The organism is Stenotrophomonas pavanii, assembly GCF_900101175.1.
Taxonomy (GTDB): Bacteria; Pseudomonadota; Gammaproteobacteria; order Xanthomonadales; family Xanthomonadaceae; genus Stenotrophomonas; species Stenotrophomonas pavanii.
In genome coordinates this window covers 338923-361981 of record NZ_FNFQ01000002.1, presented here as the reverse complement: position 1 = coordinate 361981, position 23059 = coordinate 338923, and the positions used below count along the sequence as shown (strand labels likewise).

Here is a 23059-nt window from a genome sequence, read left to right as displayed (position 1 = left end):
TGCGGGCTGTCCCGGGTTGACGCTTTCAACGCCCCAGCGCACTCTGCGGGTTGGGGACGACAACCCGTTCAGGGGCAGGGCTGCAGGGTGGTACCAGGAGGCGGAACAGCCATGAGCCAACTCACCGACAGCTTCGGACGCAGCTTTCCGTACCTGCGCTTGTCGCTCACCGAAGCCTGCAACTTCCGGTGCAGCTACTGCCTGCCCGACGGGTACCAAGCCGACGGCCACCCGCGTTTCCTGCAGGTGGATGAAATCGGCCGCCTGGTGCGGGCCTTTGCCGCGCTGGGGATGAGCAAGATCCGCCTGACCGGTGGCGAGCCCAGCCTGCGCAAGGATCTGGACGAGATCATCGCCACCGTGGCGGCGGTGCCGGGCATCCGCAAGGTGGCCATCACTACCAATGGCACGCTGCTGCCGCGGCGCCTGCCGGGCTGGCACCGGGCCGGCCTGACTGCGCTGAACGTGAGCATGGACAGCCTGCAGCGCGAACGCTTCAAGACCATCACCGGCCATGACCGCCTGCCGGAGATCCAGCAGGGCCTGGCCCTGGCGCAGGCGTTGGGCCTGCCGGCGATCAAGCTCAACGCGGTGCTGCTGCGCGGCCTGAACGACGACGAGCTGCCGCAGTGGATGGAGTACCTGCGCGATCGCCCCTTCAGCGTGCGCTTCATCGAGCTGATGCGCACCGGCGACAACGAAGCCTATTTCCAGCGCCACCACCTGCGCGCCGACGTGGTGATCGAGCAGTTGCTCGCCGCGGGCTGGCACGAGCGGCCGCGCGCGGCCGATGCCGGCCCGGCGCGCGAGTTCGGCCACCCCGACCATCGCGGCAGCATCGGCATCATCGCCCCGTATTCGCGTGACTTCTGCAAGGGCTGCAACCGCCTGCGGGTGACCGCCAGGGGCGACCTGCGGCTGTGCCTGTTCGGCGAGTTCGGTGTGCCACTGCGCCCGCTGCTGCAACGCGACGAAGACCACGACGCGCTGCTGGCACGCATCACCACCCAGCTTGGCCTGAAAGCGGCCGGGCATGGACTGCACCAGGGCCAGACCGGGCTGACCCCGCACCTGGCCTCCATCGGAGGATGAGCAACACGATGAGTGGGGAATTGAACGCGGCCTTCCACATGGCCGATGTGCGCAACAAGCGCATCAGCCGCCGCCGTGCGGTGGCGGTGGGCGAGCTGCATGCCGGTCCGGTGGCCTATCCGCTGATTGTCGAGCGCCGCCTGCCCAAGGGCGATGCGCTGGTGATGGCCGAGATTGCCGGCCTGCAGGGCGCCAAGATGGCCTCGATGCTGATGCCGCTGTGCCACCCGCTGCCGCTGGAACTGGTGCAGGTGTTCTGCGCGCCGGTACCGGAACGGCAGGCGATCCGCGTGTGGTGCGAGTGCGCCAGCGAGGCGCGCACCGGCGTGGAGATGGAGGCACTGGCCGGCGTCAACGCGGCGCTGCTGACCCTGTACGACCTGAGCAAGCCGGTGGAGCCGGCACTTAGCATCGAGGGCATCCGCCTGCTGTTCAAGGAAGGCGGCAAGCGCGGGGTCTGGTTGCACCCGGATGGCATGGACGAGGCCGAGCTCGCGCGTTTCAAGCCGCGTGCGCCGAAGGGCCTGGAGGGCGCTGCCTGCGCGGTGATCACGCTGAGCGATCGCGCCAGCGAAGGCACCTATGAGGATATCTCTGGCCCGACCCTGGTGGGCGGGCTGAAGAAGCTGGGGGGCGAGGTGGCGGCCGCCGAGGTACTGCCCGATGGCATCCAGCCGTTGGCCAGCCGCCTGCAGGCCTTGGCTGCCGAGGGCGTGCGCCTGTGCCTGTGTACCGGCGGTACCGGGCTGGGCCCGCGCGACCTGACCCCTGAGGCGCTGCGTTCCTTGAACGCGCGGCCGGTGCATGGCCTGGCGCAGATGGTGCGGGCCCTGAGTGCGCAGCACACGCCGATGGCCTGGCTGAGCCGCGCCGAGGTGGTGCAGCTGGGCAACATGCTGGTGTTCGCGCTGCCCGGCAGCCCGAAGGCGGCGGCGCAGTGCCTGGACATCCTGGCGCCGGTATTGGGCCACGCCCTGGCGATGGTCGAGGGGGATGGCCACTGATGATTCCCTACAGCGAGGCCTTGCAGCACCTGCTGGATGCGGCCACGCCGCTGCCGGCCGAACGCCTGCCGCTGCATGAGGCCGGCGGCCGAACCCTGGCCAGTGACATCATCAGTGGGCAGTCGCTGCCGCCGTTCAACAATTCGGCGATGGACGGCTTCGCGCTGCGCGCCAACGGCGCGACGTTCGAGGCCGGTACCGAGTTCGCTGTGCAGGGCTGGCAGGCAGCAGGCGATGCCGGCGCCGAAGGCGGCGAGGGTGCCTGGGAAATCATGACCGGTGCGCGCATGCCGGTCGGGCTGGATACGGTGGTGCCGGTCGAGAATGTGGAGATCCTCGCCAGCGAAGAAGGACGCCCGACCCGCATTGCCCTGAAGGGCACGGTGAAGCCAGGCCAGAACGTGCGCCTGCGTGGCGAAGACGTTAGCGACGGCGAGCGCGTGCTGCAGGCCGGGCAGGTGCTGGACATCAATGCGCGCACCCTGCTGCATGCCATCGGCGTGGGCGAAGTGGCGGTGGTGGCACGGCCGAGGGCTGCGGTGATCGCCACCGGCAAGGAACTGGTGACCGAGGCGGCGCAGACGCTGGAATCCGGGCAGATCCGTGACAGCAACCGGCCGTACCTGGTCAGTCGCCTGCAGGCCGCCGGTGCCGAGGTGGTCTGGCAGGGCACGGTGGGCGATGACGTGGCCGCGTTCAATGCGGTGCTCGATGCAGCGCTGGACGCGGGTGCGCAGCTGTTGATCAGCACCGGCGCGGTGTCGGCCGGCCGCTACGATTTCATTCCCGACGCGCTGCGTGGCCGAGGTGCGCGCATCGTGTTCCACAAGGTGGCGATCCGCCCCGGCAAGCCGTTGCTGTTCGCGGTACTGCCCAATGGGGCGCTGTATTTCGGCCTGCCGGGCAACCCGGTGTCGGCTGCGGTGGGCCAGCGCTTCTTCGTGGAACCGGTGCTGCGCCGCCTGCTGGGGCTGGCACCGGAGCCGGTGTTGACGTTGCCGCTGCAGGCCGACGTGCGCACGCCGCCGGGCCTGCGCTTCCATGCGCGGGCCCGGGTGGAAGTGGACGCGCAGGGCCGCCTGAGTGCGCGCGTGCTGGCAGGGCAGGAGTCGTTCCGTTTGATGTCCATGCTGCAGGCCAACGCCTGGGTGGTGCTGGACGGCGAGGGCGGTCTCGCCCCTGCCGGCACGCCAGTGCGCGTGCAGGGCTGGGGTCATCAGGACCCTGTGCAGCTGGCGAGCCAGGAGCCGTGATGAGACAGGTGAATCTGCAATTGTTCGGTGCGTTTTCCGATCTGGATGCCAGCCGCGAGATCGCGGTGGAGGTGGCCGGTGGCACCGTGGCCGATCTGCGCCAGGCGCTGCGCGAGCTGCTGCCGCTGCGTTGGCCGGGTTTCCGTGCCGGCCTGCTGGATTATTCGGCGTTCGCCGACCAGCAACGCGTGCTGCGCGACCACGAGGCGCTGCCCGACGATGGTCGTGTGGCGATCCTGCCGCCGGTGAGCGGGGGCTGAGCGATGAGCGAGACGATCATCGCGAAGGTGGTGGACCGCGCGCAGGCGGCGATCGATCCGGCCGAGGGCATCGCGGCGGTTTCCGATCCGGGCTTCGGCGGCATCGATGTGTTCATCGGCAAGGTGCGCGACGTCAATGTGGGCCGGCGGGTGACCGGGATCACCTACGATCTGTTTGAACCGCTGGTGCTGAACGAATTCAAGCGCCTGGCCGCCGAGGTCGAAGCCACGTTCGGGCCGAAGCTGAAGCTGTATGTGGCCCACGCCAAGGGCCGGCTCGGCATCGGCGATGTGGCGGTGGTGGTGGCCGCCGGCAGCCCGCACCGTGACGAGGCGTTCCGCGCCTGCCGGCAGTTGATCGAGGTGGTCAAGCACCAGTGCCCGATCTGGAAGCAGGAGCATTACGAAGACGGCGACAGCCAGTGGAGCGAAGGTTGCAGCCTGTGCCATGCGGACAGCGAAGCTTCGCACTCCCACGACCACACCCATGACCACGGGCATTGACCGGGCCCTTCGGGGGGCGTCGGGTCCAGTAGATCCACGCCATGCGTGGATGAGGCTTTCCCGATGAATCCGGCCGGCGCAGCCACGCATGGCGTGGCTCTACCATGAATGGAACCATCAACGGCATCGTGCTGGCCGGAGGCCTGTCGAGCCGGATGGGCCGCGACAAGGCGCTGCTGCCCTGGCACGGCCGCACAGTGCTGGAACACATGCGGGGGCTGTTGTTGCAGGCGGGCGCCGGGCGGGTGTGGGTGAGCGGTGACTATCCCGTGTTTGGCGGAATTCCGGACCGGGTCGCACGCTGCGGCCCGCTGGGCGGCCTCTACAGTGTGGCGATGCAGATGCCCGATGGCCCCGCCTGGGTGGTGCCGGTCGATACGCCGCGGGTGACGCCCGCGCTGTTGCAACGGCTGCAGGCCGATCAAGGGCGTGCCTGCACGGTATTCGACGACGAGCCGTTGCCGATGCGGTTGCAGATCGATGATCATTGCCGCCGCGTGCTGCAGGAGCTGATTGAGGATCCGACGGCGCGTCGTTCACTGCGCGCCCTGCAGGAACGCCTGGGCGTGACCCGGCTGCCATTGGCACCCGAGGATCGGGCGTTGCTGCTCAACTGCAATACGCCATCAGAGTGGGAGTCCATCACAGCATGAAGGTCCAGCTGCAACAGCAATCGATGCGCCTGCGCGTGGATGAGGAAGAACTGGCACGATTGCTGGCAGGCGAGTCGGTCGAGAACCTGACCCGCTTTGGTGGCAGCGGTGGCTGGGGCGTGGCGCTGTCGCTGCATGCCGGCGATCAGGCGGTGTTGCTCGATGGCGGGACATTCTGCCGGTTGGTGCTGCCACGCGAAGCGGTTCAAGCACTAGCGGAGAGGCTGCCCTGCCGCGATGGCCTGGGCTTCGGTATCGCCTTGGATGACGACAGCATGTTGCAGCTGCAGTTCGATGTGGACGTGCGCGACAGCGTGCGCCAGCGTGGCCCGCAGCGGCGTTCCGAACCCGCGCCAGAGTAGGCGCAGGTTGCGCAGGGCCGGATGGCGCGCTGTCGTATGATGAGGGCCTTCGTGCCTGCGTTGCTGCAATGCCCCATACGCCGCCCTCTGCTGCATTTTCCCGGCCAGTCACGCCGAACCCGGCAGCCGCCGATGACGGAGACGCGCTGCACTTCTGCAGTACCTGCGCCTTTTCCGATGCCTGCATGTCGCAGGGCTACGACAAGGCCGCGTTGGGTGAACTGCATGTGCTGGTCGATCACGTGGGTCCGTTCCAGGCCGGTGACTACCTGTTCCGTGCCGGCGATCCGTTCGATTCGATTGCGGCGGTCCGCGCGGGCATGGTCAAGACGTTCGTCGATGACAGCCAGGGCAACGAGCAGGTGCTGGGTTTCAGCCTGCCGGGCGAGGTGATCGGGCTCAATGCCATCCACGGCGCGCGCTTCCCGTGCAATGCCGTGGCGCTGGACACCGTCTACCTGTGCCGGATCTCGTTTCCGCGATTGAGCCTGCTGGCCACGCGCATGCCGGGGCTTCAGGCGCGGCTGTTCAGCCTGCTCAGCGCCGAGATCGGCAAGGTCGCCACGCTGGCGGCCAACCATCGCACCGAGGAGCGCATGGCGGCGTTCCTGCTGGATCTTTCACAGCGCTACGCCCGGCGCGGATTCTCGGCCACCCGTTTCAACCTGAGCATGGCCCGCACCGAGATCGCCAACTACCTGCGGATGGCGCCGGAGACGGTGAGCCGGGTACTGCGCCGCTTGAGCGACGACGGCGTGATTGCGGTGAACCAACGTGAGATGCTGTTGCTGGACCCGGATCGGCTGGCGGCGCTGGCCGCGGTGCGGGAATCCGGACTGGACTGATCAGGCAGGGGGACTGGGCATGAAGCGAGCGGGAGTGTTGTGGCTGGGGTTGCTGGCCTCTGTGCCGGCCTGGGCGGCCGATCTGACGGTGTCGGCGGCTTCGAGCCTGACCGAGAGCTTCCGCGAACTCGGCGCGGTCTATGAGAAGACGCACCCGGGGACCAAAGTCGATTTCAACTTCGCCGCCTCTGGCGTGTTGCTGCAGCAGATCAGCCGCGGTGCACCGGTGGATGTGTTTGCGTCGGCCGACGAGACCACGATGGACCAGGCCCAGCAGCAGAACCTGCTGGCGGCCGGCACCCGCGCGGTGTTCGCGGTGAATACGCTGTGGGTGGTGGTGCCTCCGCAGGCCAAGGCGCCGCCGCGCAGACTGAAGGATCTGGCCGGCGCCGGCGTGCAGCGCATCGCACTGGGCAACCCGGACAGCGTGCCGGTGGGCCGCTATGCCAAGGGCGCGCTGGACGCGGCAGGGCTGTGGCCGTCAGTGCGGGGCAAGGCCATCACCACCCAGAACGTGCGCCAGTCGCTGGATTACGTGGCGCGCGGTGAAGTGGATGCGGGCTTCGTCTATGCCACCGACGCGCAGGCAATGCCTGACCGTGTGCGCCGCGCGTTCGTGGTGCCGGTGTCCGGGCGCATCGCCTATCCGCTGGCGGTGACCAGCGCCAGTACGCAGCCGGCAGAGGCCAGGCGCTTCGCTGCCTTCGTGCAGTCGCCGCAGGGCCAGGCGATCCTGGCCAGGCACGGGTTCGGCACCCCCTGAGGCATGGATCTGGACTGGACCGCGCTGGGGTTGTCGCTGAAGGTGGCCGGCTGGGCCACCGCGATCAATCTGGTGCTGGGCGTGGCGCTGGGTGCGCTGTTGGCGCGTCGGCGTTTTCCCGGCCGTGAACTGCTGGATTCGGTGCTGACCTTGCCGATGGTGCTGCCGCCGACGGTGCTGGGGTACTACCTGCTGGTGCTGATCGGCCGCAACGGCCCGATCGGCGCGTGGCTGCAATCGTGGTTCGGCATCAACCTGGTGTTCACCTGGCAGGCCGCGGTGATCGCGGCGGCGGTGGCCTCGTTCCCGTTGGTGTTCAAGCCGGCACGCGCCGCGTTCGAAAATGTGGACGGGCAGCTGGAGCAGGCCGCGCGCACGCTTGGCGTGTCCGAAGCCGCGGTGTTCTTCCGTGTCACGCTGCCGCTGGCGTGGCGCGGCATTCTTGCCGGCCTGCTGCTGGCCTTCGCACGCGCGATGGGCGAATTCGGCGCGACGCTGATGGTGGCCGGCAGCATTCCCGGCCGGACGCAGACGCTGTCGATCGCCATCTACGAGGCGGTGCAGGCCGGGCAGGATGGCAAGGCTAATGCGCTGGTGATCCTGACCTCGGCGGTGTGCATCGTGATCCTGTTGCTGGCCGCGCGGCTGGTGGGCGGGCCTCGCCGGGAGCTGCGCGATGTGGCTTGACCTGCGCGTGCAGCGCCGCCTGCAGGCTGCAGGCCAGGCATTCGTGCTGGACGTCGCGCTGCAGTGCACGCAACGGCAGCTGGTGCTGGCCGGGCCGTCGGGCGCGGGCAAGAGCCTGACCCTGAAGGCGGTGGCCGGGTTGCTGCGGCCAGGGCAGGGGCATGTGCGCCTGCAAGGCCAGGCCGTGTTCGATGCGGCCACTGGCGTGGACGTGCCGCCGCAGCACCGTCGGCTGGGGTATGTGTTCCAGGACTATGCGCTGTTCCCGCACCTGAGCGTGCGCCAGAACGTGGCGTTCGGGCTGGAGAAGGGCTGGTTGAATCCGCGCGTGGGCCAGCGCTTCGACGCTGTGGAGCAGTGGCTGCACGCATTCCGCATCGACACGGTGGGGGATCTGCTGCCGTCGCAGATATCCGGCGGGCAGCGCCAGCGCACGGCCTTGGCGCGGGCTTTGGTGACGCAGCCACGGGCGCTGCTGCTGGACGAGCCGTTCTCCGCGCTGGACCACGACCTGCGCCAGCACCTGCGCCAGGAACTGGAGACGGTGCTGGACAAGACCGGTATTCCGCTGCTGTTGATCAGCCACGATCCGCAGGACGTGGCGATGTTTGGCCAGCAGGTGGCGCGCATGGTGGACGGCCGCATCGTCGGCGGTTGACCCGTGATGGACGCACCGGCGATGGTGGGTCACATCTGATGGTAGTGCCGGCCGCTGGCCGGCAACCGTGGCATGCGGAGCAGCCGGCCAGCGGCCGGCTCTACCGTAATGCACAGGCGATGATTGGCTACATATTCTGGTAGTGCCGGCCGCTGGCCGGCAACCACGGAATTCTGAGCAGCCGGCCAGCGGCCGGCTCTACCATGATGCACAGGCGATGATTGGCTACATATTCTGGTAGTGCCGGCCGCTGGCCGGCATCCACCGAATCCTGAGCAGCCGGCCAGCGGCCGGCTCTACCGTGATGCGCAGGCGATGATTGGCTACATATTCTGGTAGTGCCGGCCGCTGGCCGGCAACCAAGGCATGCTGGGCAGCCGGCCAGCGGCCGGCTCTACCGGTTCAAGGTCCGTGCGGTCCAGTGCACGGGTCAATACAACTCGCAGTGCGTGCGGCCTTCGCCCCGCAGCGCGTCCCATTGGCCTGCACCGGCGACGGCATCGATGGCCTCGCGTACCGCGCCTTCCAGGTGGCGCTTGTTGCCGCACAGGTAAACATGCCCGCCGCGGGCCAGCACATCACGCACCTCGCTGGCACGCTGCTGCAGTACATGCTGCACATAGACCTTGTCGGCGCCATCGCGCGAGAACGCGGTGTGCAGGCCGGCCAGCACGCCACGCGCCTGCCAGTCCTGCAGCTGGTCGCGGTACAGGTAGTCGTGCTGGCGATGCTTCTCGCCGAACACCAGGTGCACTTCGCGCTCGCAGGCACTGGCCTGCAGCTCCTGCATCAGGCCCATCAACGGTGCGATGCCGGTGCCGGTACCGACCAGCAGCAGCGGTGCCTCGCCGGTATCGGGCAGGTGGAAGCCAGGGTTGGAGCGGCAGTACACACGGGCATGGTCGCCGCCATGCAGCAGGCTGCCGGTGGCAGTGCCGAAGCGCTCGCGGCCGCGCAGGGGGTAGCGCACTTCGCGCACGCACAGGCTCAGCTGGTCGTCGGACGGGTGCGAGGCGATTGAATAGGCACGCGGCAGCCGCGGTGACAGCAGTTCACGCAGCCGGGGCAGCGGCACGCTGTCCGGGGTGGCGTGGTCCTGCAGCACGTCCAGCAGGTCCAGGCCGTGCAGGTAGGCGTCCAGCTCGCGTTTCTGGCTGACCTTCAGCAGGCCCTTCAGCGTTTCGCTGCCACCGAGCCGGGCCAGCTCGCGCAGCACGCTCTTGCTCAGCAGGCGCAGCTCGCGGTCGCGCAGGGCGGCCACGGCCGTGGTATCGCCGTACCAGCGGGCCACTGCGTGCAGCAGGGTTGGGTCGTTCTCCGGCACCACGTGCAGGGTGTCGCCCGCGCGATAGGCCATGCCACTGCCGGCAATGCCCAACTCCAGGTGCCACGCGGCCGGGTCGCTGCTGTTCAAGCGGCGGCGTTCGAGGATGCGCGCGGCAAAGGCGTTGTCTTCGCCATAGGCGGTGACCTGCAGGTGCAGGTCCTGGCCAGCGCTGAGGTCGCCATCCAGCACCTGGCCGAGCACCGGCTGCCATTGCTGGAAAAACGGCTCGTAGCCCAGGTCGGCATCCACGCGGCGCAACAGCGGCTGCGCCTGGCGCTCGCTCAGCGCGGCATCCAACGCCTTGGTGAAGCCGCAGAAGCTCGGGTAGCCGGTGTCACCGAGGCCGAACACCGCATAGCGCAGGCCGCTCAAGGTCGGGGTCCGGCGCAGGGTTTCGAAGAACCGCTCGCCATTGGCCGGCGGTTCGCCATCGCCGAAGGAGCTGGAAATCGCCAGCAGCACGTCGCCGTGGCCGAGACTGGCTACGTCGATGTCGTTGAACGGGAGTACCTGCGGCCCATGCGGCTGCAGGCCCGCGCCCAGGCGCTGGGCCAGGGCGCGAGCATTGCCCGACTCGGACGCGTAACCCACCAGCAGGCGGCTGAAGGGCATGCTTGTCGGCAGGGCGTTCACGCGGCCTCGTAGAAGTCGTCGAACTTTTCCTTGCTGAACTCGACCAGGTCGTAGTTCTGCATCAGGTCGTTCACCACGCGACGGATGCTGATGTAGGCGGTGATGTTGCCCTCGGCGTCGAACAGCGGCTGCACGGTGGTATCGACCACATAGAGCACGCCGCCCTTGCCCAGGTTGGGCACGATGCCGGTCCAGGTGCGGCCGGCCTTGATGGTGTCCCACATGTCCTTGTAGACGGCCTTGGGTACGTCTGGATGGCGCACGATGCTGTGCGGCTGGCCGATCAGTTCCTCGCGGGCAAAGCCGGTGAGGGTGCAGAACAGGTCATTGGCGTAGGTGATGTTGCCCTGCAGGTCGGTGGTGGAGATCACCATGACGTTCTGCAGCGCATTCAGGAGCTGGGCGTTGTCGGGGGAGTAGCTCATTGCAGGATCCTTGTAGGGGCCGGCAGTGCCGGCGTGTTCGGGTCCTGCATAGAGATACGCCCGCGCGGCGGCCGGTGGTTTGACATTGGTCAAGCGCGTGGCGCGATGGGCTGCGACCGGGTGTCGCAGGGAGAATCCCTGCAAAGCCGAGCCCATTTCGGCTCGAGCGGCAACGGGACTGCCCGCAGCCGAACGTGCGCCCGGCGCTACAGGAGAGGCGCGGGCGGCGGGCGGGCGCGCGTCATGTGTACTGAGCTCATGACGCCTTGTCACAAAGAAATCGCCATGGCTTCACGGTTGGTTGATCGCATGCAGGGCTATTGTCCTGTTGAGCCTCTCGCTGGCGTCCCCCACGTCCTGCGTCGACTTCCTTCCCAGCCTCAGCGCCCGTCCGGGCGCCGCTGGCGTCTGTCTGCCTGAAGCATCCGAGATCATCCCCATGGCCCGCGCCGCCCAGTCCGCTTCACCCGTTGCGATCTCTCCCGTCACGCCCGTGCCGATCGGCACCCGCCGCGGCCACTCGCAACCGTTGGATCTGCCGGAACTGGTGCAGCGCGTGTTGTTCGTTGCCACCGAGATGGCGGACTTCGTCAAGGCCGGTGGCCTGGGCGACGTCGCTGCGGCCCTGCCGCGTGCGGTGCGCGGTGCCTGTGATTCGCGCGTGCTGCTGCCCGGCTACCCGGAGGTACTGCAGCGCCTGCCGCAGCTGCAGCGGGTGGGGCAGGTCAGCGCGCGGGCCGGCCTGCCGGCGTGCACGATCGGCATGGCGGTGCAGGCCGACGGCCTTCCGATCTACGTCCTGCTGTCGCCGGAGCTGTACGAGCGTGAGGGTTCGCCCTACGTGGACGGGCAGGGGCAGGAGTGGAAGGACAACGCGGTTCGATTCGCCACGCTTTCGCATGCGGCGGCGGAGATTGCGGCCGGGCGTGCCGGGCTGGACTGGTCGCCGCAGCTGCTGCACCTGAATGACTGGCCGGTGGCCATGGCGGCCGCCTACGTGCGTTGGGACCGGACGGCCGTGCCGACCCTGCTGACGATCCACAACCTGGCTTACCAGGGGCTATTCCCCTACGCGCTTGCGCCGGTACTGGGCGTGCCGGCCGAACACCTGGATGAACTGCACTTCCACGGGCAGATGTCGTTCCTGCAGGGCGGCATCACCAATGCCACGCGGCTGAACACGGTCAGCCTGCGCTACGCGCAGCAGATCACCGCCCCGGATGACGGCTGCGGGCTGCATGACCTGTTGGCGCGTCGCGCAGCCGGCGGGCACCTGAGTGGCATCGTCAACGGCATCGACGCCAGCTGGGACCCGCGCCGCGACATCCATCTCAAGGCCCACTTCGGCATTGGCGAGTGGACCGGGCGCGCCACCAACGCCCATGCGGTGCGCAAGGCGTTCGGGCTGGCGCCGTCGACCGGGCCGCTGTTCGCGGTGGTCTCGCGGCTGGTGCACCAGAAGGGCCTGGACATCACCTGCGACGTGGCGCCACAGATCGTGGCGGCCGGCGGCCAGCTGGTCATCATCGGCGGTGGCGAGCCGCAGGTGGAAGCGCAGGTGCAGGCGCTGGCCCGGCGCTACCCGGGGCGGGTGGGCGCCTTCATCGGGTTCGAGGAAGCGCTGGCCCGCCAGATGTTTGCCGGCGCCGATTTCCTGCTGATGCCTTCGCGCTTCGAACCCTGCGGACTGAGCCAGATGTACGCGCAGCGTTTCGGCTGCCTGCCCATCGCACACGCGACCGGCGGACTGGTGGATACCGTGGAGGACGGCGTGACCGGTTTCCTGTTCCATGGCGCCAATGCCGATGGCCTGCGCCGCTGCGTGGAACGGGCGATGCGCACCTTCCGCCTGCCGGGGCTGCTGCAGGCCATGCGCCGCGCGGCCATGCTGCGGCCAGGGGGCTGGGATGCGGCAGGGCGCGCCTACCTGGCGTTGTACCAGCAGACCTGCCAGGTGGCCGCATGAGCCACGACAGCCTGCATCTGGCCGCCCTGGAGGATGAAGCGATCACGGAGACGGGATTGGAGCAGCGCGTCGCGCCGGCGCTGGAGGACCTCGTCCATGCACGCCCGGCCGATGCATTCGCCTGGCTGGGCCCGCATCGCCAGCCAGAAGGCGGACGCCAGCTGCGCGTGCTGGTGCCGCACGCGCAGCGCGTCGAGGTGATTGCAGACGACGGGCGGCGCTGGGACCTGTCCCCCGGCCCGTTGCCCGGCCTGTTCGAGGGCGCGGCCGGCGACGCGGCGATACCGCTGCTTGCCCTGCATTTCGAACAGGGCGTGGAGCAGGTGCACGATGCCTATGCGTTCGGTCCACTGTTGGACGAAGCCCTGCTGCAGCGGTTCCATGCCGGTGATGCCGATGCGGCGCGGCAGCTGGGTGCGGTGCCGACGCAGGTGCAGGGCATTGCGGGCGTGCGCTTCGCGGTGTGGGCGCCCAATGCCCGGCGGGTCGCCGTGGTTGGCGATTTCAACGGGTGGGACGGCCGACGCCATCCGATGCGGCTGCGTCACACCGCCGGCGTGTGGGAGCTGTTCCTGCCGGGCGTGCAGGCCGGTGCCCGCTACAAATTCCGCATCGTCGGCGCCGACGGCCGGGTGATGCCCGACAAGTTCGATCCGATGGCGCGCTGGGCCGAGCTGCCACCGGCGACCGCATCGCGGGTGCCTTCGGCTGTGCCGATGCAGTGGCACGATGACGCATGGTTGGCGGCCCGCCGCCAGGCCGGAACCCGCGCACCGCTGTCGATCTATGAAGTGCATGCGGGCTCCTGGCAGCGCAGCGACGACGGTGCGCCGCTCGACTGGGATGCCCTGGCCGACCGGTTGATTCCGTACGTGGCCGGGCTGGGCTTCACCCATATCGAACTGTTGCCGGTCAGCGAGCATCCTTTCGGTGGTTCCTGGGGCTATCAGCCGCTGGGGATCTACGCGCCGACGGCGCGCCACGGCACGCCGCAGGCCTTCGCGCGCTTCGTGGACCGCTGCCATCAGGCCGGCATCGGGGTGATCGTGGACTGGGTGAGCGCGCACTTCCCCAACGATGCCCATGGCCTGGCCGGGTTCGATGGGACCGCGCTGTACGAGCACGCCGACCCGCGCGAAGGCGTGCACGCCGACTGGGACACGCTGATCTACAACTATGGCCGCAACGAAGTGGCTGCCTACCTGATCGGCAGTGCGCTGGAGTGGGTGGAGCGCTTCCATATCGACGGTCTGCGCGTGGACGCAGTGGCGTCGATGCTGTACCGGGACTACAGCCGTGCCGAGGGCGAGTGGATACCCAACGAGCAGGGCGGACGCGAGAACCTGCAGGCGGTCGCGTTCCTGCGGCGGATGAACCAGACGCTGCGCGAGCGCTTTCCGGACGTGCTGGTGATCGCCGAGGAATCCACTGCATGGCCGGGGGTGACCGCGCCGGTGGAGGAGGGTGGGCTTGGCTTCACCCACAAATGGAACATGGGTTGGATGCACGACACCCTGCAGTATATGGGGCGCGACCCGGTCCATCGCCCGCATCACCACAGCGAGATCAGCTTCGGCCTGGTCTACGCCTTCTCCGAACGGTTCGTGCTGCCGCTGTCCCACGACGAGGTGGTGCACGGCAAGGGGGCGCTGCTGGCCAAGATGGCCGGCGAGCCAGCGCAGCGGCTGGCCCAGCTGCGCGCGTATTACGGCTTCATGTGGGCGCACCCGGGCAGCAAACTGCTGTTCATGGGCGGTGAGTTCGGCCAGGGCCACGAATGGTCGCACGATGCGGCGCTGGACTGGGCACAGGCGGCCAGCAACGAGGGCCAGGGCCTGTCGCGCCTGGTGGGCGACCTCAACAACGTGCTCCGCGCCGAACCTGCGTTGCATCGCGACGAGCGCGACGAGCGGGGTTTCGACTGGAGCGTGGCCGATGACAACCGCAACAGCGTTTACGCGTTCATCCGCCGGGATCCTGCCGGCAGCGGCCGCACCCTGCTGGTGGTGAGCAACTTCACCCCGGTGCGGCGCGAGGGCTACCGGGTCGGCGTGCCGCAACCGGGGCGTTGGAGCGAACGGCTCAACACCGACAGCGCGTACTACGGCGGCGGCAATAGCGGCAACCTTGGAGCAGTGCATACCGAGCCGCGGCCGATGCATGGCCACGCCCAGTCGCTGCGGCTCACGCTGCCGCCGCTGTCCACGCTGTACCTGCAGGTTGATGCATGACGACAGTCGCGCCGCGCCTGGGCGCATGGCCTGTGGCCGGTGGCGGGGTGGAGTTCCGCGTATGGGCACCGGACGCAGTCGCGATGGCGCTGTGCCTGCACGGCACGCAGCGACCGATGCAACGCGACCCGGACGGCTGCCACTGGCTGCGAACGCCAGCATCGCACGGCGACCGGTACCGGTTCCGCCTGCCTTCCGGCCAGGACGTACCCGACCCGGCCTCGCGCTGGCAGCCGGACGGCATCGACGGCGACAGCGCGGTGGTGCTGGATACGGAGGCAGCGCGGCCTGCCTGGCACGGGCATGCCTGGCAGGACCTGGTGATCTATGAAGTGCATATCGAAGCGGGCGGCGGCTTCGCTGCGCTGGCTGCGCAGCTGCCGCTGCTGGCGGCGCTGGGCGTTACCGCCATCGAACTGATGCCGGTCGCGCAGTTTCCCGGGCAGCGCAACTGGGGCTACGACGGCGTGTTCCCGTATGCGCCGGCCCATGCCTACGGCGGGCCGGCAGCGCTGAGGACCTTCATCGAGGCGGCGCACGATGCAGGGCTGTCGGTGCTGCTGGATGTGGTCTACAACCACTTCGGGCCGCAGGGCAACCACCTGCGCGACTACGCGCGCGGGTTCTTCCGTGACGATCGCAGCACGCCGTGGGGCGAGGCCATCGACTTCCGCCAGCCCTGGGTGCGGCGGTTCTTCATCGACAATGCGCTGATGTGGCTGCGCGACTATGGCGTCGACGGGCTGCGCCTGGATGCGGTGCACGCCATTGACGATGACCGTTTCCTGCAGCAACTGGCCGACGAGGTACGTGCGGTGGCCCCGCACGCGCACGTGGTGCTGGAGAACGAACGCAACCAGGCGCGCTGGCTGCGCGGCGCCTACCAGGGACAGTGGAACGATGACTTCCACAATGCGCTGCACGTGATGCTGACCGGCGAGCAGGAGGGCTATTACGCGGCCTATGCCGGTCGCGCCGAAGCACTGCTGGCCCGCTGCCTGGCCGAGGGATTCGCCTGGCAGGGCGAACCGGACCTACGCGGCGATCCCCGCGGCGAACCCAGCGCCGACCTGTCGCCCGCGCGTTTTGTGGTATTCGCGCAGAACCATGACCAGGTGGGCAACCGCGCTTTCGGCGAGCGCCTGTCGATGCTGACCGATCCTGCGCCGCTGCGCGCGGCGCTGGCACTGACCCTGCTGACGCCGATGATCCCGCTGCTGTTCATGGGCGAACCGTGGCAGGTGCAATCGCCCTTCCTGTTCTTCACCGACTACGCGCCGCCGCTGGACGAGGCGGTGCGTGAAGGGCGTCGCCGTGAGTTCTCCGGTTTCAGCGCCTTTGCCGACGCCGCCGCGCGCGCGCGTATTCCGGACCCGAACGATGCGGCGACCCTGCAGGCGTCGTACACGCCGCCGCCTGGCGATGATCCCTGGTCGCAGCACTGGCTGCGCTGCACGGGTGAGTTCCTCGGCCTGCGCAGGCGCTATCTGCAGCCGGGCCTGCTGCAGGCGCGGTCGCTGGGCGCGCGCGTGCTGGGCCAAGGCGCGGTGCAGGCGGGCTGGCAGTTGCCCTCGGGCCAATGGTGGATCGCGATCAACGTGGGCCCTGTGCCGGTGGCGCATGCGGTGCCGCCCGGCGACTGCGTCGTGGGTCCGGACGCGGCCGGGATGCTGCCGGCAGGCGGCGGCGTGCTGGCCTGCTGGATCGCCGCATGAGCACGGATGCAGCGGTGCGCGAAACGGCCCGCCGTGCGGGCCTGCTGGTCCGCTGGACCGACGTGGCCGGTGCCGCGCGCGAGGTCGCGCCGGACGTGCTGCGCGCCGTGCTGGAGGGGCTGCATTGCGAGACGGTGCCCGAGTACGCTGGCCTGCGCACGGCCTGCTGCGGACAGCTGCTGGCGATGCCGGAGGCAGCCGGCGCAGCGAGCTGGGTGGATGAGCAGGGCGCAGTGCTGCCCGCCCGTGCCGATGCGCAGGGCCGCTGGCGCGTGCCGGACCAGCCGGGTTACTGGCAGTGGCGCCGGGGCGACCGGCAACAGGCGGTTGCGGTGGCGCCACAGCGTGCCTGGTGGCCGCGGGGCACGCTGCGCGGCTGGGGCCTGTCGGCGCAGGTGTACAGCCTGCGCGCCCCTGGCGATGCCGGCATCGGTGACAGTGCCGGCTGTGCACGGTGGAGCGAGCTGCTGCACCGGCATGGCGGCGACGCACTGGCGTTGAGCCCGCTGCACGCCGGCTTGCCACCGGGCCCGGGCTACAGCCCCTATTCGCCCAGCGACCGGCGCTGGCTCGACCCGCTGCAGGTCTCCCTGCCGCAGGTGCTGCCCGAGGCTGCCCATAGCGTGCTGGGCGGGGACGAGGCGCTGGCGGCGGCGGTGGAAGCGGGGACTGCCGCACGTCGCATCGACTGGCCGCACTCGGCGGCAGTGAAGTGGCGCTGGATGCGGCAGGTTCGCCACTGGATTGCAGCGCAGGCACCGGCGCAGCACGCGCAGATCGAAACCTGGCGTGCCATGCAGGGCGATCCGCTGCGGGACTATTGCCAGCATGCCGCCGACCGGTTCACCGGCAGCGCGGACGACCATGCGTTTGCGCAGTGGGTGGCACGGCAGGGCTGGGCGCAGGTGCACGCCACGCTGCGCGACCAGGGCGCCTCGATCGGGTTGATTGCCGACCTGGCCGTGGGCTGCGCGCCGCAGGGCGTGGAGGCACGCACCGGTGGGGCTGATCTGCTGCAGGGACTTGAACTGGGTGCGCCGCCCGATGCGTTCAATCCGCTCGGCCAGGCCTGGGGCATCACCAGCTGGTCACCGATGGCGTTGCAGCGGGAGGGCTTCGCACCCTTCCTCCGCGTGCTGCGCGCCGTGATGGCCGACCGCGGCGGCCTGCGCATCGATCACATCCTGGGCCTGCTGCGGCTGTGGGTGCTGCCCCGTGGCGCGGGCGCCGGGCAGGGGGTGTACCTGCGCTATCCGTTCGATGATCTGATCAACCTGCTGGTGCTGGAGTCCTGGCGGCATCGCTGCGTGCTGATCGGCGAAGACCTGGGCGTGGTTCCGCCGGGCATGCGCCAGCGGCTGGCAGCCCGGGGCATTCTGGGCATCGAGGTCCTGCCGTTTGCCCGCAACGGCGCGCGCTTCCTGCCGGCGCCGCAGTGGCGCCGCGATGCAGTGGCGATGCCCTCCACCCATGATCTGCCGCCGCTGGCCGGCTGGCTGCGCGGGCGTGACCTGCGCTGGCGTGCACGCCTGGGCGAGCTGGCGGACCTGCCAGCGGCACTGAGCGCGCGCGCCAGCGACGCACAGGCACTGTCTGCAGCAGCCGGCGGCGAGGGCGCGCCGCTGGACGCCAGGGCGCTGTCACTGGTCGCCCACTCGGCGTCCCGGCTGGCGTTGCTGCCGCTGGAAGACGCGCTGGGCGGTCGCGCACAGGTGAACCTGCCAGGCACCGTCGACGGCCATCCCAACTGGCGCCGCCGCCTGCCGCCGACGTGGGATGTTGACGCTGTCGATGCGCGCGTGGCGCGCCTGAGTGCCACGCGCCGCAGGACCGGGCAATGACGGGGTTGCGTGCCACCGCGCGCCTGCAGCTGCACGCAGGCTTCGACCTCGGGGCGGCTGCCGCGCAGGTGCCGTACTACGCCGCGCTGGGCGTCAGCCACCTTTACCTGTCACCGATCGCTGCGGCGGTGCCCGGGTCGACGCATGGGTACGATGGCATCGACCCGGCTCGCATCAATCCGGAACTGGGCGGTGAAGCGGGCTTCAGGCAGCTGGCGGAAGTGACGCGCGCGCATGGCATGGGCCTGATCCTGGACATCGTTCCCAACCATCTGGCGGCGTCCCCGCACAGCCCGTGGTGGAGCGATGTGCTGATGCACGGGCCTCGAAGCCCGCACGCAGCATGGTTTGATATCGACTGGGAGGCGCCGGGCTGCGAGGGCCGGCTCTGGCTGCCTGTACTGGACCGGCCGTTGCACGACGCCGTGCGCGACGGCGTGGTGCGCGTGGTGGTGGACAACGCACGGCCCGTGCTGCGCCACCATGGGCTGGCATTGCCGTTGTCGCCGCGCAGCCATCCGCTGGAGCCCGCGCAGTGGCTGGCGTGGGCCGAGCGCTGCAATCGCAGTGTTGAACGGTTGCACACGCTGCTGCAGCGGCAGCACTACCGGCTGGCCTGGTGGCGCACGGCCGGCGATCAGGTGAACTACCGGCGCTTTTTCGATATCAACGAACTGGCCGCGCTGCGGGTGGAGCGCGAGGATGTGTTCGACGCAGTGCATGCGCTGCCGCTGCGGCTGGTACGCGAGGGATGGGTGGACGGCCTGCGCATCGACCACGTGGATGGCCTGTCCTCCCCGGGCGCGTACCTGCAGCGCCTGCGTCAATCGCTCGACGCCGCCTGCGCGGCCGGCGGTCGTGAGCCGCAGGCCGTCAGCCTGCATGTGGAGAAGATACTGGCCGAGGGCGAGCAGCTGCCCGACGACTGGGCCTGCGACGGCACCACCGGCTATGACTTCATGGACCAGGCCGGTGCCTGGTTGCACGATCCGGCGGCTGCACCCGCGCTTTCGCGCACGTGGCAGGCGCTGGGCGGTGACCCGCGCAGCTTCGACCGGATCCAGCAGGACGCCCGCGCCATGTTGCTGCGCCAAGGCCTTCATGCCGACTTCCAGCGACTGCTGCGCAGCGCGCAGCAGGTCCTGCAGCCACGGCTGGCCGAAGCCGATATCGGAGTGGCTGCGCTGGCCCGCGCATTGGCTTCAGTGCTGGGGCATTACCGCACCTACCGGCCCTATTCGCTGCAGGGGGCGGGTGAACGAAAGGCGCTGGCCGACGCCGGCGCTGCAGCGCGCCAGGCGCTGGACGGTGCGGCACGCGCGGCGCTGGACCTGCTGCTGGCAGTGCTTCCCGGCGAGGCGCAGGCCGAGCGCGCACTGCGGGTGCGTTTCGGTCAACTGGCCGCGCCGTTGAATGCCAAGTCGGTGGAAGACACCGGGTTCTATCGCTATTTCAGGTTGCTCTCGCGCAACGACGTCGGCAGTGATCCGCAGCGGCTGGGCATGCAGGGGCGCGCGCTGCTGGAACAAGCCACGGCGCGCCTGCGTCGCCATCCCAGGGCATTGCTGGCGCTGGCCACCCACGATCACAAGCGGGGCGCGGACAGCCGGGCGCGACTGGCGGTGCTCAGCACCTGCCCGAGGGAGTGGCAGGGCGCGGTCCAGTGCTGGCGCCGGATGGCGGCCACGGCCGGCATGCCGGTGCCGTTGCCGGGTGCCGAGGCGTACGCGCTGTGGCAGGCCCTCGTGGCGGCGTGGCCGATGCACGGGGCCCCCGGCGCCGACTTCGCATCGAGGATGGTGCAGTGGCTGACCAAGGCATTGCGCGAGGGCAAGCGGGTCAGCAGCTGGTCTGACCCCAACGTGGCTGTAGAGGAGGCCGCCGCGCAATGGCTGCGCGCGCTGCTGGACGCAGCGCCCCTGCACCCGGTGCGCGAGGCGCTGGCGACCTTCGTGGCACGCATCGCGCCGGCAGGCGCCTGCAACGGCCTGGCGCAGCTGTGCCTGCAGCACTGCCTGCCCGGCGTGCCTGACCTTTACCAGGGCGGGGAAGGCTGGGACCTGAGCCTGGTCGACCCGGACAACCGGCGTGCCGTGGACTACCCGGCGCGGCAGGCGTGGCTGCGCGACACGCGCGCGTGGCCGGCGCTGCTGGAGGACTGGCACGACGGTGGCATCAAGGCATTCCTGCTGCGGCAACTGCTGGATTGCCGCCGCACGCACCCGCACCTGTTCCTGTGCGGCCAGCTGCAGCCGTTGTCGGTGCCCGCGCGCTCGCCGTGGCTGGCGTTCACGCGCAGCCACGAGGCACAGGTGTTGCTGGTGATCGTGCGGCGTGGTTCGCACACGGCGATGCCCGGTCCCGGCCTGCACGCCGTGCACGACGTCGGCACCGGCGTGGCGCTGCGCGGGCTGCCGGCAGGCCCCATGCGCAACCTCCTGAACGGGCGCATCGAACATTTCAACGCAACCACAGACGTGGGCAGGCTTCTGGCTGGCAGCCCGCTGGCGATATGGATCAACGAGGAGACAGGTAGGGATGGACAGCAGGGAACGACGGCAGCGGATTGAGGCACTGGCCCACCAGATCTGGGAAGCCGAGGGGCGCCCGGACGACCAGCAGCAGCGGCACTGGCACATGGCCGAGCGGCTGGTGGAGGCCGAGATCGCCGCAGCACGTGGCGAGGAGGAAAACGATGGCCAGCCGTAAGTGGGCGCAGACCTCGCGCGTGCGCGAAGGGCGGCCCTTCCCGCTGGGGGCGACCTGGGACGGGCTGGGCGTGAACTTCGCGCTGTACTCGCGGCATGCCACCCGGGTCGAACTCTGCCTGTTCGACGCGCGCAACCGCGAAGTGGAACGCATCGCGCTGCCGGAGTACACCAATGAGATCTGGCATGGCTACCTGCCCGATGTGCGGCCCGGGCAGCGCTACGGCTACCGGGTGCATGGCCCGTATGCGCCGGAGGAAGGCCATCGCTTCAACCCCAACAAGCTGTTGCTGGACCCCTACGCCAAGCAGATCGTCGGTGAACTGAAATGGGCGCCGCACCTGTTCGGCTACACCCTTGGCCATCGCGATGGCGACCTCAGCTTCGACCGCCGCGATAGCGCCGGCTACATGCCGCGCTGCGCCGTGATCGATCCGGCCTTCAGCTGGGGCGCCGAACGTGCGCCGGCCACGCCCTGGGACCGCAGCGTGATCTACGAAGCGCACGTGCGCGGGCTGACCATGCAGCATCCCGCCGTCCCGCTGGCCGAGCGCGGCACGTTCTCCGCGCTGCGCCATGACGCGCTGGTCGATCATCTCAGCGACCTCGGCGTAACCGCCATCGAGCTGCTGCCCGTGCATGCCTATGTGGATGACCAGCAGCTGCTCGAGCGCGGCCTGCGCAACTACTGGGGGTACAACACCATCGGCTTCTTCGCGCCGCAACCGCGCTACCTGTCGCTGGGTACGGTGGCCGAGTTCAAGCAGATGGTCGCGCGGCTGCACAACGCCGGCATCGAGGTGATCCTGGACGTGGTCTACAACCACACCGCCGAGGGCAACGAGCTGGGCCCCACGCTGTCGTTCAAGGGCATCGACAACGCCAGCTACTACCGCCTGGCCGATGATCGCCGCTATTACATCAACGATACCGGCACCGGCAACACGTTCGACCTGACCAACGCCGGCGCGCTCCGCATGGTGATGGACTCGCTGCGCTACTGGGTGACCGAGATGCGGGTGGACGGGTTCCGTTTCGACCTGGCCACCATCCTCGGCCGTGAGCGGCATGGCTTCGATGCGTCGGGCAGCTTCCTTGACGCCGTGCGCCAGGACCCGATCCTGAGCCAGGTGAAGCTGATTGCCGAGCCATGGGACATCGGCCCGGGGGGCTACCAGCTGGGCCAGTTCCCGCCGGGGTGGGCGGAATGGAACGACCGCTTCCGCGATACGGTGCGCGCGCTGTGGCGCGGAGATGGCGGGCAGCTGCCGGAATTCGCTACCCGCTTCACCGGGTCGGCCGACCTGTTCGATCACCATGGCCGGCGACCCTCGGCCAGCATCAACCTGGTGACCGCACACGACGGCTTCACCCTGCATGACCTGGTGAGCTACAACGATCGCCACAACGAAGCCAACGGCGAAGACAACCGTGATGGCCATTCGCACAACCTCTCCAGCAACCATGGGGTGGAGGGCGATACCGATGATCCGGCGATCCTGTCGGTGCGTGCGCGGCAGATGCGCAACCTGCTGGCCACGCTGCTGCTGGCACAGGGGACGCCGATGCTGCTGGCCGGCGATGAGTTCGGGCATTCGCAGCAGGGCAACAACAACGCCTACTGCCAGGACAATCCACTGAGCTGGATCGATTGGGAGCGTGCCGCGCAGCCGGCGGCGCAGGCGCAGGTGGCGTTCGTGCGGCGCGCGCTGTCGCTGCGGCGGCGCTACGGCCTGCTGCGCAGGAACCGGTTCCTGCGCGGTGAATACGATGAAGCGCTCGGCCTGCGTGATATCGACTGGCGGCACCCTGATGGCCGCGCGATGGAGGCGGCGGACTGGCACGATCCGGCGCTGCGGGCGCTGCTGATCATCCTGGACGGTCGCAGCCCCGACAGCGGCCTGCGCGAGCCGGGGCGGCATGTCAGCCTTGCACTGCTGCTGAATGCCGGCGACCAGCCGCAGCAGTTCCGGGTCTCGGACGAGGCGTTGTCGTTCCGGCGCGTACTGCTGCAGACCGATGAGACGCCGGTGGAGCCGGACGAGGCGGGCAGCTGGACCCTGCAGCCGCGCAGCCTGTGCCTGCTGGCGGCCAGCAGCAGCGCCTGACGGCAGCGCGCGTACAGGGCGTGC

The 23059-nt window shown here is 69.3% G+C and carries 20 protein-coding genes; 18 read left to right on the top strand and 2 right to left on the bottom strand.

Annotation, left to right across the window (positions count from 1 at the left end; translation table 11 throughout):
* Nucleotides 1-111 precede the first annotated feature (111 nt).
* The 11 genes from moaA (at nucleotide 112) to BLS66_RS05040 (ending at nucleotide 8081) form a co-directional block, all read left to right on the top strand.
* A complete protein-coding gene (gene moaA / locus BLS66_RS05090) occupies nucleotides 112-1092 on the top strand; it encodes a GTP 3',8-cyclase MoaA (protein WP_074725308.1) in 981 nt (326 codons plus the stop codon).
* An 8-nt stretch (nucleotides 1093-1100) separates the two neighbouring features.
* Nucleotides 1101-2096, top strand: coding sequence for a bifunctional molybdenum cofactor biosynthesis protein MoaC/MoaB (gene moaCB, locus BLS66_RS05085; RefSeq protein ID WP_074725307.1), 996 nt, complete (start codon nucleotides 1101-1103; stop codon nucleotides 2094-2096).
* A complete protein-coding gene (locus BLS66_RS05080; protein ID WP_074725306.1) occupies nucleotides 2096-3349 on the top strand; it encodes a molybdopterin molybdotransferase MoeA in 1254 nt (417 codons plus the stop codon). The genes moaCB and BLS66_RS05080 overlap by 1 nt, the downstream gene beginning before the upstream one ends.
* Nucleotides 3349-3609 (top strand): MoaD/ThiS family protein, encoded by a 261-nt coding sequence (locus BLS66_RS05075; protein WP_005413671.1) that lies wholly within the window; start codon nucleotides 3349-3351, stop codon nucleotides 3607-3609. The genes BLS66_RS05080 and BLS66_RS05075 overlap by 1 nt, the downstream gene beginning before the upstream one ends.
* 3 nt (nucleotides 3610-3612) lie before the next feature.
* Entirely contained in the window at nucleotides 3613-4113 is a 501-nt protein-coding gene (locus tag BLS66_RS05070; RefSeq protein WP_049437589.1) for a molybdenum cofactor biosynthesis protein MoaE, read from the top strand.
* Nucleotides 4114-4217: 104 nt separating this feature from the next.
* Nucleotides 4218-4766: a molybdenum cofactor guanylyltransferase gene (gene mobA, locus BLS66_RS05065; protein ID WP_074725305.1), complete on the top strand. Its 549-nt coding sequence runs from the start codon at nucleotides 4218-4220 to the stop codon at nucleotides 4764-4766.
* Nucleotides 4763-5128, top strand: coding sequence for a hypothetical protein (locus BLS66_RS05060; protein ID WP_053463025.1), 366 nt, complete (start codon nucleotides 4763-4765; stop codon nucleotides 5126-5128). Before mobA ends, BLS66_RS05060 begins: the two co-directional genes overlap by 4 nt.
* 68 nt (nucleotides 5129-5196) lie before the next feature.
* Nucleotides 5197-5973 (top strand): helix-turn-helix domain-containing protein, encoded by a 777-nt coding sequence (locus BLS66_RS05055; protein WP_074725304.1) that lies wholly within the window; start codon nucleotides 5197-5199, stop codon nucleotides 5971-5973.
* A gap of 19 nt (nucleotides 5974-5992) precedes the next feature.
* Entirely contained in the window at nucleotides 5993-6736 is a 744-nt protein-coding gene (gene modA, locus BLS66_RS05050) for a molybdate ABC transporter substrate-binding protein (protein WP_074725303.1), read from the top strand.
* Nucleotides 6737-6739: 3 nt separating this feature from the next.
* Entirely contained in the window at nucleotides 6740-7423 is a 684-nt protein-coding gene (gene modB / locus BLS66_RS05045) for a molybdate ABC transporter permease subunit (RefSeq protein ID WP_053505238.1), read from the top strand.
* A complete protein-coding gene (locus BLS66_RS05040) occupies nucleotides 7413-8081 on the top strand; it encodes a sulfate/molybdate ABC transporter ATP-binding protein (protein ID WP_074725302.1) in 669 nt (222 codons plus the stop codon). Before modB ends, BLS66_RS05040 begins: the two co-directional genes overlap by 11 nt.
* A gap of 430 nt (nucleotides 8082-8511) precedes the next feature.
* On the opposite strand, the gene BLS66_RS05035 is transcribed toward BLS66_RS05040, so the two are convergent.
* On the bottom strand, nucleotides 8512-10041 hold the full coding sequence (locus tag BLS66_RS05035) for a diflavin oxidoreductase (RefSeq protein WP_074725301.1): 1530 nt from the start codon (nucleotides 10039-10041) through the stop codon (nucleotides 8512-8514).
* Nucleotides 10038-10466 carry a PAS domain-containing protein gene (locus BLS66_RS05030; RefSeq protein ID WP_074725300.1) on the bottom strand — a complete coding sequence of 143 codons (429 nt, stop codon included), beginning with the start codon at nucleotides 10464-10466 and terminating at the stop codon, nucleotides 10038-10040. Before BLS66_RS05030 ends, BLS66_RS05035 begins: the two co-directional genes overlap by 4 nt.
* Nucleotides 10467-10905: 439 nt before the next feature.
* On the opposite strand from BLS66_RS05030, the gene glgA reads away from it, so the two are divergent.
* Genes glgA through glgX form a run of 7 tightly spaced genes read left to right on the top strand, consistent with a single transcriptional unit; the run spans nucleotide 10906 to nucleotide 23035 of the window.
* A complete protein-coding gene (gene glgA / locus BLS66_RS05025) occupies nucleotides 10906-12432 on the top strand; it encodes a glycogen synthase GlgA (RefSeq protein ID WP_080352941.1) in 1527 nt (508 codons plus the stop codon).
* Nucleotides 12429-14663 carry a 1,4-alpha-glucan branching enzyme gene (locus BLS66_RS05020; protein WP_074725299.1) on the top strand — a complete coding sequence of 745 codons (2235 nt, stop codon included), beginning with the start codon at nucleotides 12429-12431 and terminating at the stop codon, nucleotides 14661-14663. The genes glgA and BLS66_RS05020 overlap by 4 nt, the downstream gene beginning before the upstream one ends.
* On the top strand, nucleotides 14660-16378 hold the full coding sequence (gene treZ / locus BLS66_RS05015) for a malto-oligosyltrehalose trehalohydrolase (RefSeq protein WP_074725298.1): 1719 nt from the start codon (nucleotides 14660-14662) through the stop codon (nucleotides 16376-16378). Before BLS66_RS05020 ends, treZ begins: the two co-directional genes overlap by 4 nt.
* On the top strand, nucleotides 16375-18219 hold the full coding sequence (locus BLS66_RS05010) for a 4-alpha-glucanotransferase (protein WP_074725297.1): 1845 nt from the start codon (nucleotides 16375-16377) through the stop codon (nucleotides 18217-18219). Before treZ ends, BLS66_RS05010 begins: the two co-directional genes overlap by 4 nt.
* Nucleotides 18216-20789 carry a malto-oligosyltrehalose synthase gene (treY, locus tag BLS66_RS05005; protein WP_074725296.1) on the top strand — a complete coding sequence of 858 codons (2574 nt, stop codon included), beginning with the start codon at nucleotides 18216-18218 and terminating at the stop codon, nucleotides 20787-20789. Before BLS66_RS05010 ends, treY begins: the two co-directional genes overlap by 4 nt.
* On the top strand, nucleotides 20758-20928 hold the full coding sequence (locus tag BLS66_RS05000) for a DUF2934 domain-containing protein (protein ID WP_074725295.1): 171 nt from the start codon (nucleotides 20758-20760) through the stop codon (nucleotides 20926-20928). The genes treY and BLS66_RS05000 overlap by 32 nt, the downstream gene beginning before the upstream one ends.
* Complete coding sequence (glgX, locus tag BLS66_RS04995; protein WP_074725294.1) at nucleotides 20915-23035, top strand: glycogen debranching protein GlgX; 2121 nt, start codon at nucleotides 20915-20917, stop codon at nucleotides 23033-23035. The genes BLS66_RS05000 and glgX overlap by 14 nt, the downstream gene beginning before the upstream one ends.
* The last annotated feature ends 24 nt before the right edge of the window (nucleotides 23036-23059 follow it).

Excerpts from the sequence above, each read along its gene's own strand:
- moaA (WP_074725308.1), top strand. The coding sequence starts at position 112 with ATGAGCCAACTCACCGACAGCTTCGGACGCAGCTTTCCGTACCTGCGC.
- moaCB (WP_074725307.1), top strand. The coding sequence starts at position 1,101 with ATGAGTGGGGAATTGAACGCGGCCTTCCACATGGCCGATGTGCGCAAC.
- BLS66_RS05080 (WP_074725306.1), top strand. The coding sequence starts at position 2,096 with ATGATTCCCTACAGCGAGGCCTTGCAGCACCTGCTGGATGCGGCCACG.
- BLS66_RS05075 (WP_005413671.1), top strand. The coding sequence starts at position 3,349 with ATGAGACAGGTGAATCTGCAATTGTTCGGTGCGTTTTCCGATCTGGAT.
- BLS66_RS05070 (WP_049437589.1), top strand. The coding sequence starts at position 3,613 with ATGAGCGAGACGATCATCGCGAAGGTGGTGGACCGCGCGCAGGCGGCG.
- mobA (WP_074725305.1), top strand. The coding sequence starts at position 4,218 with ATGAATGGAACCATCAACGGCATCGTGCTGGCCGGAGGCCTGTCGAGC.
- BLS66_RS05060 (WP_053463025.1), top strand. The coding sequence starts at position 4,763 with ATGAAGGTCCAGCTGCAACAGCAATCGATGCGCCTGCGCGTGGATGAG.
- BLS66_RS05055 (WP_074725304.1), top strand. The coding sequence starts at position 5,197 with ATGCCCCATACGCCGCCCTCTGCTGCATTTTCCCGGCCAGTCACGCCG.
- modA (WP_074725303.1), top strand. The coding sequence starts at position 5,993 with ATGAAGCGAGCGGGAGTGTTGTGGCTGGGGTTGCTGGCCTCTGTGCCG.
- modB (WP_053505238.1), top strand. The coding sequence starts at position 6,740 with ATGGATCTGGACTGGACCGCGCTGGGGTTGTCGCTGAAGGTGGCCGGC.
- BLS66_RS05040 (WP_074725302.1), top strand. The coding sequence starts at position 7,413 with ATGTGGCTTGACCTGCGCGTGCAGCGCCGCCTGCAGGCTGCAGGCCAG.
- BLS66_RS05030 (WP_074725300.1), bottom strand. The coding sequence starts at position 10,466 with ATGAGCTACTCCCCCGACAACGCCCAGCTCCTGAATGCGCTGCAGAAC.
- glgA (WP_080352941.1), top strand. The coding sequence starts at position 10,906 with ATGGCCCGCGCCGCCCAGTCCGCTTCACCCGTTGCGATCTCTCCCGTC.
- BLS66_RS05020 (WP_074725299.1), top strand. The coding sequence starts at position 12,429 with ATGAGCCACGACAGCCTGCATCTGGCCGCCCTGGAGGATGAAGCGATC.
- treZ (WP_074725298.1), top strand. The coding sequence starts at position 14,660 with ATGACGACAGTCGCGCCGCGCCTGGGCGCATGGCCTGTGGCCGGTGGC.
- BLS66_RS05010 (WP_074725297.1), top strand. The coding sequence starts at position 16,375 with ATGAGCACGGATGCAGCGGTGCGCGAAACGGCCCGCCGTGCGGGCCTG.
- treY (WP_074725296.1), top strand. The coding sequence starts at position 18,216 with ATGACGGGGTTGCGTGCCACCGCGCGCCTGCAGCTGCACGCAGGCTTC.
- BLS66_RS05000 (WP_074725295.1), top strand. The coding sequence starts at position 20,758 with ATGGACAGCAGGGAACGACGGCAGCGGATTGAGGCACTGGCCCACCAG.
- glgX (WP_074725294.1), top strand. The coding sequence starts at position 20,915 with ATGGCCAGCCGTAAGTGGGCGCAGACCTCGCGCGTGCGCGAAGGGCGG.